The sequence below is a fragment of the Binatus sp. (SeqCode) genome (assembly GCF_049584895.1).
Classification (GTDB): Bacteria; Desulfobacterota; Binatia; order Binatales; family Binataceae; genus Binatus.
In genome coordinates this window covers 112,960-126,035 of the sequence record NZ_JBAUYR010000147.1, presented here as the reverse complement: position 1 = coordinate 126,035, position 13,076 = coordinate 112,960, and the positions used below count along the sequence as shown (strand labels likewise).

Annotated in this window: 14 protein-coding genes; 3 read left to right on the top strand and 11 right to left on the bottom strand. The window is 58.8% G+C overall.

Annotation, left to right across the window (positions count from 1 at the left end):
- Positions 1-36: 36 nt before the first annotated feature.
- Complete coding sequence (locus tag WB650_RS24725) at positions 37-804, bottom strand: DUF455 family protein (RefSeq protein ID WP_422303711.1); 768 nt, start codon at positions 802-804, stop codon at positions 37-39.
- A 566-nt stretch (positions 805-1,370) separates the two neighbouring features.
- On the opposite strand from WB650_RS24725, the gene WB650_RS24720 reads away from it, so the two are divergent.
- A complete protein-coding gene (locus WB650_RS24720; protein ID WP_422303710.1) occupies positions 1,371-2,042 on the top strand; it encodes a hypothetical protein in 672 nt (223 codons plus the stop codon).
- Positions 2,043-2,202: 160 nt separating this feature from the next.
- On the opposite strand, the gene WB650_RS24715 is transcribed toward WB650_RS24720, so the two are convergent.
- The 3 genes from WB650_RS24715 to WB650_RS24705 are packed head-to-tail and all read right to left on the bottom strand — an operon-like array spanning position 2,203 to position 4,414.
- A complete protein-coding gene (locus tag WB650_RS24715) occupies positions 2,203-2,649 on the bottom strand; it encodes a TadE/TadG family type IV pilus assembly protein (RefSeq protein ID WP_423962420.1) in 447 nt (148 codons plus the stop codon).
- A 5-nt stretch (positions 2,650-2,654) separates the two neighbouring features.
- Positions 2,655-3,122, bottom strand: a complete 468-nt coding sequence (locus WB650_RS24710) for a TadE/TadG family type IV pilus assembly protein (protein ID WP_422303708.1) — start codon at positions 3,120-3,122, stop codon at positions 2,655-2,657.
- Complete coding sequence (locus tag WB650_RS24705) at positions 3,119-4,414, bottom strand: pilus assembly protein TadG-related protein (protein WP_422303707.1); 1,296 nt, start codon at positions 4,412-4,414, stop codon at positions 3,119-3,121. The genes WB650_RS24710 and WB650_RS24705 overlap by 4 nt, the downstream gene beginning before the upstream one ends.
- A 295-nt stretch (positions 4,415-4,709) precedes the next feature.
- Here WB650_RS24705 and WB650_RS24700 point away from each other — a divergent pair, with 295 nt between their 5' ends.
- Together WB650_RS24700 and WB650_RS24695 are read left to right on the top strand one after the other, a co-directional pair.
- Positions 4,710-6,023: a DUF1329 domain-containing protein gene (locus tag WB650_RS24700; protein ID WP_422303706.1), complete on the top strand. Its 1,314-nt coding sequence runs from the start codon at positions 4,710-4,712 to the stop codon at positions 6,021-6,023.
- Positions 6,024-6,658: 635 nt separating this feature from the next.
- Positions 6,659-7,975 carry a DUF1329 domain-containing protein gene (locus WB650_RS24695; protein WP_422303705.1) on the top strand — a complete coding sequence of 439 codons (1,317 nt, stop codon included), beginning with the start codon at positions 6,659-6,661 and terminating at the stop codon, positions 7,973-7,975.
- Positions 7,976-8,200: 225 nt separating this feature from the next.
- On the opposite strand, the gene jag is transcribed toward WB650_RS24695, so the two are convergent.
- The 7 genes from jag to WB650_RS24660 form a co-directional block, all read right to left on the bottom strand.
- The gene (gene jag, locus WB650_RS24690; protein WP_423962417.1) at positions 8,201-9,220 is read right to left on the bottom strand and encodes an RNA-binding cell elongation regulator Jag/EloR; all 1,020 of its coding nucleotides are present in this window, start codon (positions 9,218-9,220) and stop codon (positions 8,201-8,203) included.
- A gap of 5 nt (positions 9,221-9,225) precedes the next feature.
- Entirely contained in the window at positions 9,226-10,935 is a 1,710-nt protein-coding gene (gene yidC / locus WB650_RS24685; RefSeq protein WP_422303703.1) for a membrane protein insertase YidC, read from the bottom strand.
- Positions 10,936-11,351: 416 nt separating this feature from the next.
- Positions 11,352-11,474: a hypothetical protein gene (locus WB650_RS24680; protein ID WP_422305647.1), complete on the bottom strand. Its 123-nt coding sequence runs from the start codon at positions 11,472-11,474 to the stop codon at positions 11,352-11,354.
- A gap of 9 nt (positions 11,475-11,483) precedes the next feature.
- Positions 11,484-11,804: a membrane protein insertion efficiency factor YidD gene (gene yidD, locus WB650_RS24675; RefSeq protein ID WP_422305645.1), complete on the bottom strand. Its 321-nt coding sequence runs from the start codon at positions 11,802-11,804 to the stop codon at positions 11,484-11,486.
- Positions 11,804-12,103 (bottom strand): ribonuclease P protein component, encoded by a 300-nt coding sequence (gene rnpA, locus WB650_RS24670; protein WP_423962446.1) that lies wholly within the window; start codon positions 12,101-12,103, stop codon positions 11,804-11,806. The genes yidD and rnpA overlap by 1 nt, the downstream gene beginning before the upstream one ends.
- 85 nt (positions 12,104-12,188) lie before the next feature.
- The gene (gene rpmH, locus WB650_RS24665) at positions 12,189-12,347 is read right to left on the bottom strand and encodes a 50S ribosomal protein L34 (protein WP_422295156.1); all 159 of its coding nucleotides are present in this window, start codon (positions 12,345-12,347) and stop codon (positions 12,189-12,191) included.
- A 477-nt stretch (positions 12,348-12,824) separates the two neighbouring features.
- Positions 12,825-13,061, bottom strand: coding sequence for a hypothetical protein (locus tag WB650_RS24660; protein WP_422305643.1), 237 nt, complete (start codon positions 13,059-13,061; stop codon positions 12,825-12,827).
- Positions 13,062-13,076 lie beyond the last annotated feature (15 nt).

The window sequence follows — 13,076 nt, the reverse complement described above, 5'->3', positions numbered from 1 at the left end:
ATCGATTCGATCTGAGGCAGGATTTCTCTGTTCGGGCTAGTAAGCGGTGCTGCGGCGCGCCGACTGGACGAGTCTCTGAATTTCGTCCTCGGTAAAGCCCGCAAGGAGCCGTGATTCGCGCGCGATCGCAACCAAACTATTATCGTCCGCGCTAATATCCTCGCTCGCCCGGCGACGGCCCCGATAGTTGAGCTCTGTATCAAGGCCTTCTTGAAAGGCTTGCGCGGCGGCCAGACGTTCTGGATTCCCCTCGGTTAACTTGCGCATCCATTTTGAGCCCATGCGTACGTGCGTGATTTCATCGGCCAGCACGTAGTCGACGGCTCTTTCGATAATCGAATCACCGTTTTTCTGCGCAATTCGAATCAAATGTTCGAACACATCGCAGGCCAGGCCCTCGAGCCCACGGTTGATCCCCGCAACCCGCGCTGCGGGATCATCCGTCAGCGTGCAGCGCCAAAGCAGATCCGTCTCGACATAGTCACCCGGCGTCGCGCCCATGTATTCCACGAGGCGAACGAAAATCTCGGTATGCCGCGATTCGTCCCATACCTGGCGCGCCATTTCGAGTTGGAATTCCCATGGCGCTTCGGGAAAATCGAACAGCGTGCGCCCCGCCGCTTCCATCGCCTGTAGCTCGCCCGTATAAATCGTGTGGAGACGCGTGCGGAGGGCTTCTTCGTCGAGCGTAACGATCACTCCCGTCAATCCTTGCTCGGCCCGAATCGCCCGCATCTTCTCAACGCTCATCGTGATGAAACTGTCGGGGCGGCCAAGGCGATCGGCGGGAATCATGCGTTTCATGAAAAATCGGTTCCTTGACCAAGGGTTAGCAGCGCCAACCGCTCGAAGCGAGAGGTGAAAATCGTCTCTACACCCGTAACGTTCGCAACGTATCGTTTAGGGGATTGTCCGGTGTTGGACACCTGCGTAAAGAGCCCGTCTAATCACCAGAGGCGATGCGGGGGCAGAGTTCTTTGCGCTCAGCACCAAACAGCCAGCAATTACAAGGAGCCCGATCACTGGTCGTTTCATAGCGAATGTGTTGAAACTCTAGTCGATAAGTCATCAAAAAGTGAATGGCCGCTGGTGGGAGGCAGCGGCAACCTGCTCTTACCTAGCAAATGTCCACTGACCAACGCGACCTATTCGGAATTCTCGGTTTCTTAATCTCCGTGCTGGTTTCGATCATGTACGGAGTCAGTTTCTTCTGGCAGTGCTTGTTTTTAGCGTGTCTCATCATTTTCGTGACACATGCTTGCTGGTGCTCCCGACTGATCGTTATGCGTCCTATTTCCCGCATAGGAGCATCGGTATTACTCACGGTTGGAATTCTCGGTCCCTTAGCGAATCCCTTGCGTGTCAAGTGGATGGCGGAGCATCTGCAACCAAGCACTGCATATGTAATGCCTTACATGTGGGTAGGGGACAATTGGGAAATGGTCGTGCTTCATTACGGACCCGCTCCCGCCAAAAGTGTTGCAATGCATTTTCGAGATCGGGTTAAAGAAAAAGACGTTCGGAACAATCCCCACTTCAACAAAGATACCGGGATAGAACCGTACTTCACGGGATTCGAACTAAATTATCCAGAAATCGACCCTAATGCTTCTTTTGAAAACCGCATGTTTAATTGGAAACCTGAACTGAACGCGCAGCAACAGTACTACGAAGTCGATATAGACTCTTGGGATGGTGACCCGAAAGACGTCTATTTCAAGGAACTACTTGCAATCGAGAAAGCCGTTGATGGGCGTTGGGCTGTCTCACTGCTGCTGGCGCGCGAGCCGGATGGAAAAATCCTGATGTATTGTAAGGACCCTAACTTTCCACCTGGCGCGCCACCCGCTCCGCAATTTTGCGGTAACCAATACGGCCAACATCAAGGCGGCGCTCACCTGCCGTTGGAATTTCCCGAACGGTCCGAAGACCGCGCTATGGCGCTGTTCGTGTGCACGTTTGTCGCCCTTGTTCTATTTTCGCTTTACGGAGTGTTCGCAGCGTGGTGCATGGGCACGCAGGACTTACTTCAACCTAGGTAGTGTGATGCGGATGCGTTTTCAGGTGATACTCGCCGCACTTGCGACAATAGAAATGTGGATTCTCATCTGAGGCAGGTTCTTTGAGCAACTCACTCACAACAGCATCGAAGTGCACCTCGGACACTTTCGCGTCCAGGATATGCGGATGCTCCCCTATCGTTTACTGCGTGATGACCATCGCGGCGGTGCGGGTGAGCGGGATAGTGACGGAGGAAACCAGGCTGGTCAGGGGCGGATAGCGGTAGGTGACCGCCACTGTGACTACACCCCCGGGCTTGTTGTTCGGCGACCAGGTCGTGCTGACGGTCATCGCGCTCGTGTTCAGCACGCCGACCACCAGACCGTTTACGTAAGTCTGAACGTTGGATGCCGTCACCGCCGTCGTCGCGGTCGAGCCGTGGACTGTCGCATATCTGACTGCCTGCTGGGCGCTGTAGCAGACGAAGTCGTAGCAGTAGAGCGCCAGCGCAAAGTTGATCAAGCCGAAGAACAACATCAGGCATGGCGTGATCACCAGTGCGAACTCCGCCATCGCCTGTCCCGGGTGCGAGCGTCGGATCGCCGCGCACATGCGCCCGCGCCACAACTTGATGCCGCCGGCGTTCATCATGCCTACTGCACCACGCGCATGATTGCTTTGCCGGGCACCGTCATCGACGGCAGGATGCCCATGAAATTTATCAGCGGCGCGTATGACGCGCTGGTGTTCACCTGCGTGTACAACAGACGATGGCTGCTGGCGCAGTCGGTAGCCAGGCAGGTCGAGGCGGTTCCGTCGGAGCATATGCAGAAATGAGTCGCGGTCGCCGTCATGCCGACGAGATTTGGCGCGTCGTTGGTCGCCGCCGTCCGCATCCCTGCATTGTCCGCGGCGGTGGTGAGACTCTGTGAGCCGTATTGAACACCGGCGCGCGCAGCGTTGGCGACCGAAATCGCGATGTAAAATGCGCGCCCCATTTCCACCACTACCAGGAACATCATCAGCAGCAACGGCAAGCTGAGCGCGAGCTCTACTGACGCCTGCCCACACCGGTGCGCGCGATTCGGCCTCATCTCGACGGATTTGCGCGATGAATTCATTCGGCCAGTATCGTTCCTTTTATCGGTGAGCCGTTGGCCAGCGACGAATAGTTGCTGCCAAGTGACGCGTTGCCACTCAGCGTCAGTTGATTCGCCACCACGATGCTGTAGCCGCTGGCACTGCTGTTTCCGTTGAAGCTAAGCGCCGTAGTCGGGAAATAGACCGCTCCATCGAAAGTCGAACTCGAATTTCCAGTGATCGTGCTGCCCGCGCCGCTACTCGGGATCGAGCGATCCTGAAAGAACAGGATCCCCGCCAGCGGACCCGAGGTCGGGGCACTGAGATTGGCCTGCGTGTTTCCATTCATACTGATCGCGCCGTAACCGCCGGTTCCGGTCGTATTGTAAAAGGTCACCCCGGTGCCGGTCATGGTCGTGTTGGCGCTGATCGCCATTCCGCCGCCGGCAAGCACATAAGTTCCCGCGTTGAATTTCAGCCACGCATTGCCGTGGACCGTGATACCGCCGCAATAGGTGCCGGCATAAAGCTGGAGCGGAGTGCTCGCGCTTCCGCTGTTCCCGTTCAGCGAATAATTGGTGTGAGCGCATGAACCGACAGTCGGCGCCTGCAGGTAGGCCAGCGGGTCGCTGGCCGCAATTACGCCGGTCTTCGGCGTCGGCGTTAGACTGGAATTGCCGCCCGCACTATATCCTCCCACCACCCCGATAGTCGGCGCCGTAATCGAGACGTTGCCGACCACCGACAAACCGCTCGACGAGCTCGAGTCCACCAGCAGGCCGCAGCTGCTGGTGACCGAAACATTGCCGTTGGCCGAGAACGCGCCCGAGGCCGACGGATTCAACACATATATGCAGTTCGGCCCGTTGCCCTCGTACGCAACCGCTCGCGTGGACACCGTCATCGTGCTGACTCCGAGCACGCGCAGAAAATAAGTCGGCTCCGGCTTGCTGACGATCGCCTCGACATACGCCGAGTTTGACGTATTCGGTCCCGTGCTCGGCGGATTGTTGATCGTTACCGTGACACTGCTGACGCCGTTGGTGTATCCGTTGCTGGCCGCGTCCGTCTGCCCCGCCGCCACCTGGTCGCCGTAGTTCAATTCTTCGGCGCCGGCCATCGCCGCGCTGTCCGCCGCCGTCTGCATCATGTTCTTTTGATGCTGCATGAAGCTGAAGTCTGTAACCACGGCGATCATGCCCATGAGCGCGATCAGCGAGACGCAAACCAGCACCATCACCTGGCCGCCTGCGCTCGCCGCCAGCGTAAACATTCTGTTGGCACTATCCCGGCGGACAGCCTGATGCGTCGCCGGCAAAACTTTTCTGCTCATCTTCAGTTTGCTCCGACTCACAAAGCACCGCGCGTGCCATCGGGGTGTTTCCTCTGATTCATCGGGAATCTCCCCCCAATCTGTCCCAAACTGACTATTGTGTCCCACGATGCGTATCGTAAAGAGTCTCTTAACGTCAGATACAACCGTTTGCTGATTTAAATTGTCGTATAAAGAAAATTCCTTAGCATCGATATCAATCAAAAAAACTTGACGGAGCCCACCTGAATTTCTTATGTTTCGATAAGTTCAATAGCGGCAATTGGTCGTCTCAAACTTATCAGGGAGGCCCGTTATGCGAAGGGTGAAAAGCGCGTCGTTACGTTTCGCGATGATCCTGGCTGCTTTGGTGCTGCTCGCGATTGGTTCCTACACCACTCCCAGTCATGCTCAGGTTAAGCCGGGTGATTTCATCACGCCCGACAACGCATCCAAGGTCAGAGATCTGGTAGGCCCGGGCGTCTACTACAAGGTCGAGCGCGGCATGTCGATGAAGATCGTGCCGACCGAGCGCGTCGATTGGCCGCCTCCTTATAAGGATGCGACCGAAAAGTATTCGTCGCAGGTACAACTGTCGCGGGACAAGAAGTCGATCGTCGGCTTCGTCGCCGGGCAGCCGTTCCCGTTGATCGACGCCAATGATCCTGACGTCGCGGTGAAGATCATCTGGAATAACGTCTTCCGCCCAATCACTTCGGATGACTACGATCTGCGCTTCTACGACTGCGATTCCGAGTACCAGAAGAAAGGTGCGCAGACCGGCCAGATCGAGTATTTCCAAATCGGGCATTATGCCGGTTACGATCTCGTCGGCCGCACCGAAGTCGAGCCGCTCCCGACCGATCCCGATTTCAAGACCACCGGCCGTTACTGGCTGTTCGGCTTGTACCCGATTCTTGCTCCTCAGGAAATTCGCGGGACCGGATTCATCCGATGGCGTTACGCCGATCCGAGACGTGGCGACGATATCTGGAGTCTTGACGCCGGCTCGCGCCGGCTGCGCCGCGTCAACGAGGCCATAATGAGCTCGTCCACCGCCAGCGGAACCTCGGCCCATGCGTGGGACCCCGATCATTACTCGGGCTTCAATCCCAAGACCGAGCAGTACACCTACAAATTCCTGGGCGAGAAGAACATGCTCGCGACCATCCACGCGGTACATTCGCCCGAGCAGCGATGTCCGACCGACGGCGGCGCCAGCGCATGCCCCGAGGCTTGGGAGATGCGGCATATGTACATCGTGCAGGCGCTGCCTGATCGATCGCGCATCAACGCGCTTGATTCGCGCACCGTCATCTTCATGGACAGCGAAATGTGGTTCGAGCCCTACATCGACACCTACGATCGCGCCGGCCATCTCTTCCGCGCGCACATCTACTGGCTGGCGACTCGCGATCGCCCGGTGCCGGACGCCAAGGTCGCAATCTATCCGTTCAAGCGATCGTTCGTCGTAGGCGCGGTCTCAACCGACGTGCAGTCGGGCCTGGCGACGATGTGCTATCTGCCGGGCCTCGAAACGCCCGAGCGCGAATGCTGGTACATCAATATGGGTGCGGTCGATCGCAGCTTCTTCACCACGGAGGCAATGTTCCGCGCTGCGTCGTTCTAGGCGATTCGCATAGAGGACAACGGACGGCGATTAACGGGCAGTTCTCCGATCGTCGGGGCGCGCCGCGCGGGACTGCCCGTTATGAGGCTGTCGAGAAAATGATAATCGCACGAGCCAGCCCTACCTAACGTTTGTTAGGAGTGGTTGATTGATATTTAGATCTGCCCGATCAGCATGCCTTATGCGAATTGAGCAAACGCTATCGTCGTACGAAATAAGGCACTCATCGGCCATGAGCCCTTTTCGGCGAGAAGGAGGCGACACTCGTCGGTGAAATAATACTAATAATACTGATGATCCGGAAAAGTCGTGATTAAAGGCAGTCGACGATTTTTCAGCGTCACGTTTTCCGAAATCATCGCCAGAGGCTCAGAAATCTTCGCGCGAATCGTTCCGCGTACACTGACTCGCATGCTCGATGCGGCCAGTATGGTTCCCTCCGTGACGTTGGGTTCGGCGCGTCATTCAGATGGCAAGTCGGAATTTGGCCATTAGCCAACCTGAACTGCCGCATAATCCTGAGCCCCGTAAATCGCAATCTGCAAGAAATTATATTGACGATTCAGTCAGACCTCCCCTAATGTCGGAAACAATTGATTAAGACCGCGGCCACGGGCCGCTCGGGAGGCTATCGTATGCGAAGGCAGAAGGCTTTGTCGTCAACGATCTCGACGACCGTCGCTACCTTGGTGTTGCTCGCAATTTGCGCGTTCAGCACTCAAGGTTACGCCCAGGTCAAGCCGGGTGATTTCATCACGCCCGACAACGCATCCAAGGTCCAGGACCTGGTAGGCCCGGGCGTCTACTATAAAGTCCAGCGCGGCATGTCGATGAAGATCGTGCCGACTCAGCGTGTCGATTGGCCGCCTCCTTATAAAGATGCGACCGAGAAGTATTCGTCGCAGGTACAGCTGTCGCGGGACAAGAAGTCGATCGTCGGCTACGTCGCCGGTCAGCCGTTCCCGTTGATCGACGCCAACGACCCTGACGTCGCCGTCAAAGTCATCTGGAACAACGTCTTCCGCCCAATCACTTCCGACGACTACGATCTGCGCTACTACGACTGTGATTCCGAGTACCAGAAGAAAGGCGCGCAGACCGGCCAGATCGAGTATTTCCAAATCGGGCACTACGCCGGCTATGACCTGGTCGGCCGCACCGAGGTCGAGCCGCTGCCGACCGATCCCGATTTCAAGACCACCGGCCGTTACTGGCTGTTCGGCCTGTACCCGATTCTGGCGCCGCAGGAAATTCGAGGAACCGGCTTCATCCGATACCGCTACGCCGACCCCAGACACGGCGACGACATCTGGAGTCTTGATGCCGGATCGCGCCGGCTGCGCCGCGTCAACGAGTCCATCATGAGCTCCTCGACCACGGCCGGCGGTACCTCCGCTCATGCGTGGGATCCGGATCACTACTCGGGCTTCAATCCCAAGACCGAGCAGTACTTCTATAAATTCCTGGGCGAGAAGAACATGCTCGCGACCATTCACGCCGAGCACTCGCCCGAACAGCGATGCCCCACCGACGGCGGCGCCAGTGCATGCCCCGAGGCTTGGGAGATGCGCCACATGTACATCGTGCAGGCGCTGCCTGATCGCTCGCGCATCAACGCGCTTGATTCGCGCACCGTCATCTTCATGGACAGCGAAATGTGGTTCGAGCCCTACATCGACACGTACGACCGGGCCGGCCATCTGTTCCGCTCGCACATCTACTGGCTGGCGACTCGCGACCGCCCGGTGCCCGACGCCAAGGTCGCAATCTATCCGTTCAAGCGATCGTTCGTCGTAGGCGCGGTCTCGACCGACGTGCAGTCGGGCCTCGCGACTATGTGCTATCTGCCGGGCCTCGAAACCCCCGAGCGTGAATGCTGGTACATCAACATGGGTGCGGTCGATCGCAGTTTCTTCACCACCCAGGCGATGGTCCGCGCAGCATCGTTCTAAGCTCCAGTCGCAACCGTCCGTAACTTAAAATGGGCGCGGGATCATCTCCCGCGCCCGTTTTTTAAACGTCATCCTGAGCCGCTGCGGCGAAGGATCTCGCGCGTCAGCGCGTCAGCCTGGTAGCGCCGGACGCTGGAGCGTCCGTCGAGATTCTTCCCCCTCGGCTTCGCTCAGGGCTTCGGCTCAATCACAGCAGCTTTCGCTCAGAATGACGGAGTAAGAGGGTCACACAATCCGCTTCTGCCCGTGCTTGAATCCGCCCTGCTCGCCAATCGCCTCGTTGCCGCGCTCAGGCTCGATTCTCTGCACTTCCTGCACTTCCCGCTCGCGCTCGCGAGGCTTCTCGCGCTCGGGCTCGCGCCGACGCCCGCGATTCTGCCCGTCGCCTTTCTGCTCGCGACGCCCGCCGCTGCTGTCCGTCGGCACTATCTCGATCGCGCGCATTATTCCGTCGCCCCCTGAGCGCGTCGTGATCATCGGATCGTCCTTCAACGCCAGATGTACCACGCGGCGGTCGCGCGGCGGCATCGGCTCGAGCCGCACCGGCTTATGCTCACGCTTGGCCTTCTCGCCCATCGAGAGCGCCATCCGATGCAGTTGCTGGCGGCGTCGTGCGCGATACGATTCGGTCTCGAGTGAAATCGGGGCCGCGTCCTTGATTCGCCGCGCCAGGATTCGATTCACCAGGTACTCGAGCGCGTCGAGCGTCTGCCCATGTCGTCCGATCAGAATCCCCGATCCATCGCCCTTGATCTCGATCTCGACCGTCTCCGCATCGATTTCAATTTGCCGCACTTCGGTCGGCTCGCCCATCTGCTCGAGAATCTGCTTGAGGATAACCATCGCCTCGCGGCGCTGCTCCTCGAGGTCCGCGCTCCTGCGTCCTGCCGCGCCGCCGTCATCGTCGCCGCCGCTGGACGCCGCCGGACTCTGGCTCCGTGAGCTGCCGTCGTTGCGACCCCGCCGTTGATTCTCACGCCCGCGACCACGCCCATCCGACGCGCCTTCGTTGCGTTCTCGCGGAGCTTGCGATGCTGGCGGCGTCGCCGCCGGCTCCGCGCCGACACCTTCCGCGCCTTTGCGCGTAACCCGCACTCGCGCCTGACGTGCGCCCAGTCCAAGCACGCCCGCACGCGGCGTCGAGATCACTTCGATCGTAACGTCGTCCTCGCGCGCGCCAAGCTGCTCGAGGGCTTCCCGGGTCGCCTCTTCCACCGAGGCGGCTTCCACTTCTTTCCAGTCCATATTGCTCATGTAGTCGGCGTGTATTGTTGGAATTCGCGGTTGAGAAAGTATTGCTGGATCACGCCTAGCAGGTTAGACGAAAAATAATACAAAGCGAGGCCCGCGGGAAAGTTTATCAACATGATCGTGAAAATCAGCGGCGTCAGCATCATCATCCGCTGCTGATTCGGGTCAGGCGTCGTCGGCGTCATGTACTGCTGGATAAAACTGGTCAGCCCCATCAGCAGCACCAGCACCGGCAGGCCGTGGCAATGCGTCAGCGGCAGTTGCGGCATCCAGGAAATATGCAGGCAGTCGGGCGTCGACAAATCGTTGATCCAGCCGACGAACGGCGCATGCCGCAGCTCGACCGAGTTCCGCAGCGCCTCGTACATCCCGATAAAAATCGGCAGTTGCAGCGCCATCGGCGCGCATCCTCCGAGCGGATTGACGTGATTGCGCTTGTAGAGATCGACCATCTCTTTCTGCAACTGCTCGTTGTTGTCCTTGTACTTGTCGCGCAAGCGCTGGATTTGCGGCTGCAACCGCTGCATCTTCATCATCGATCGCTGGCTTCTGATCGAGATCGGCAGCAGCGCGACCCTCAAGGCCACCGTCACCAGAATAATATCGACCCCGTAATTGGGCGCGATGTAGTGAAATAGTTTCAGGATGCGCAGAAAAATGATCGCCAGGATTCCCGCCCAGCCGAAAGTGATCGCCTTGGTAAGCGCCGGATTCACCGATTCCAGGGCCTCGAGTAGCTTCGGCCCCATGTAGATTTCTTGACGGGTTCGCGTCGTGTCGTCGAACAACAGCCGTGCGATTGCCTCGTCACCTATGTACGCCATCGCGAGCGTGCCGACCTTCGGATCCAGGGGCAAAAATACCGCCAGGAAATACTGATCGCCAAAACCGGCATACGTGATCGGGCCGGACCTCGGAGGCACGCCCTTCTTCAGGTCTTTCTCGTTCTCGGTGAACGACTTGTCGGCCACGTCAGCCTCCAGCGCGGGGATATCGTAGTACCCCTGATGCGCCGTCAGCGGCTGGCTCATCGACACGCCAAGCTGATTCAGCGGCGGCCCGCCCGTGACCGCAACGTCCATCGTAAAGACGTAGCCCGACGGCTTGAACGTGAAAGTCTTGGTGATAGTAGTGCCGTCCGCCTCCTTGGCGACGAACACCGCGGTCGCATCCGCCCCCGCCGTCGTTATTTTCTCAGGCGCGTTCGTCTCGTAATTGAAATCGCTGTCGTCGACGACATTCCCGCCACGCGTCAGCACCGCGCCGAGCGGCAGTCGCCCTCCCGGCGACACCTGCACCATCTCGTAAGGCGGACTATTCTTGTCGGCAGTCTGCCGGTATTTGTTGAGCTTGAAACTCTTGAGCCGCGCGCCATGAGTAGTAAACACGGCGACGTACAAATCCGAATCAACTTCGATAGTGCGCTCCGGCACCAGCGCCATCGAAGGCGTCATGCCGGCAGATTGCTGCCCGGTTGCTCCCGCCGTCGCAGCTGCTCCAGGAGCCGTCGAGTTGCTCAGCGTCCCGAATGCGTTCGTCCCGTTATCAGCCGCATTCCCCTGCGCAGCCTTGGCCGCCTTGGCCTGCTCAGCCGCCTGCTGCTGCTGTTGCGTAGGGGCAGGAAAAAACCGCTTCAGCACCAACTCCTGGTAAGCCACCACCAGAATGATCGACAAAATAACCGCAAGCAGTACGCGACTAGAATCCAACTTTATTTCTGTTCCTGCGATTCTCCCCCTTCCCTCGAGGGAAGGGGTTAGGGGTTAGGTTGCCCGGCATCGAGCTGAATCCGTGCGCTCCAAATGCCTCGCCCGTTATTTCACGGGAGAGGAGGCTGGCCGCATCGCGGCCAGTAGGTGAGGGTTCTGTGATCACATCGCAAAAGCTCGCACTGACATTTTTTTGTGTCATTCTGAGCCGCCGCAGCGAAGAATCTCGACGGACGCTCCGGCGTTCGGCGCCAGCCATGCAAGCGCGCGCCGACGCGCGAGATCCTTCGCTACGCTCAGGATGACACAAAGAAAGATCACCCGATCCCTTCATCTCTCGACTCCACGCCCGCACGCCGGATCAAGTGAGGGTTCCGTGATCACCTCGCAAAAGTCTGCACGCACATTTTTTTGGGTCATTCTGAGCCGCCGCGGCGAAGAATCTCGACGGACGCTCCGGCGTCCGGCGCCATCCATGCAAGCGCGCGCCGACGCGCGAGATCCTTCGCTGCGCTCAGGATGACACAAAGAAAGATCATCCGATCTCCTCATCTCCCCACCCCATGCCCGCGCACCGGATCAAACCCATGCCCACCCATCGGATTGCACCGCGCGATTCGCCACAGCGCCATCGCACCGCCGCGAACGATCCCGTACTCCCCAATCGCGTCGCGCGCATACACGGAGCAGCTAGGCTCGAACCGGCACGCCGGCCCGTGTATCGCATGAATCACCGGCGACACCGCCGCGCGATAAATCGCAACCACCCCGACCGCAACGAATCGCGGCAAGGCACCAATCTTTCGCGTCGTGCCATCCGGTCCCCCTTCCCACCATGGGAAGGGGTTAGGGGTTAGGTTCTTCGCCATCAATCACCCCGCCCGCCAATTCGCCCCTTAAGATTCCGCGCCGCCATCATGAGCTCATCATCGATCGTCGCCGATTCGAGCGCACCTGCGCCGCCGCGCGCGATCACCACTAAAGAGGTCCCGACTGGCAGAGATGCCCGCAGCCCTTTCCTGAAAATCTCGCGCACCCGTCGCTTCACCCGGTTCCGCAGCACCGAGTTGCCGATCCTGCGCGACACCGTCACCCCCAACCGCGACCGCTCCGGCTCGTGCTCGAGTCGCGACGCATACACGACAAAATGAGGACTCTGAAAGCGCACTCCATTTCGCTGGAGGCGCAAAAATTCCGCGCTCCGATGCAGCCGGTCTGCCGCCGCGAAGCTCAATTGCGCGCGCACCGGATGGTTAGCCTGGCTGCTTGGGCGGGATCGAGATTGCAAGGCGTGCACGGCCCTTCGCACGGCGGCGCTTGAGTATCTTGCGTCCGCCCGGCGTGGCCATCCGCGCCAGGAATCCATGGGTTCGTTTGCGTCGGCGGTTATGCGGTTGGTAGGTCCTTTTCATTACTCGGGGCCAGCTTCACTCGTTTTTAGAATTCCGACCGCGAAGGTCGGTTAATAAGTCGGGTATCTTTTCGGCGCGATCTCTTTCAGTTTTTGAGGTGGATATAAACTTCGAACGACCCCGAACACGCAATCGAACCATACCGCGCGCCATTGAGCAAGCGCCAAAGGCCAGCAGAGAGCGGGAACTTGATTGTATGTGAAACCCGCGGTCGGTTTCACACTTCCGTCGGCAGGGGTGACCCCTGCACCCAGTGATAAAGAAATCGCGAAATGTCGAAGACGCCATTTCGCTCCCAGGTTCCTGACTTTGGTGGCACAGGCTTTAGCCTGTGATTTTCTAGTCCAGGCGAATCCAGGAAAGAATCACAGGCTGAAGCCTGTGCCACGTGCTACACGGCATTCTGGTCCCCCTTCCCGCTCGGGAAGGGGTTAGGGGTTAGGTTCTCAGGCCTCATCCACGACGCTCGCCGCGTCACTACTCCCCCTTCAACCGGGGATCATCATCCGGCACACAAATCGAATACGAATACCGCTGAACATACACGTTCTCGCTATCACTCTTCTCCGTATCGATCACAGTCGCGCGAAAATCCTCGCAACTCTCCCGCGACGAAAAACCATCGACATGCTCCCACTCCGACAGCGGCGTCTCCCGCTGCAACCCCCGCCGCGCACAATCAATCGTCGGCGCGATGAGAATCCATCCAGCCAACACAACCGCCGCGAA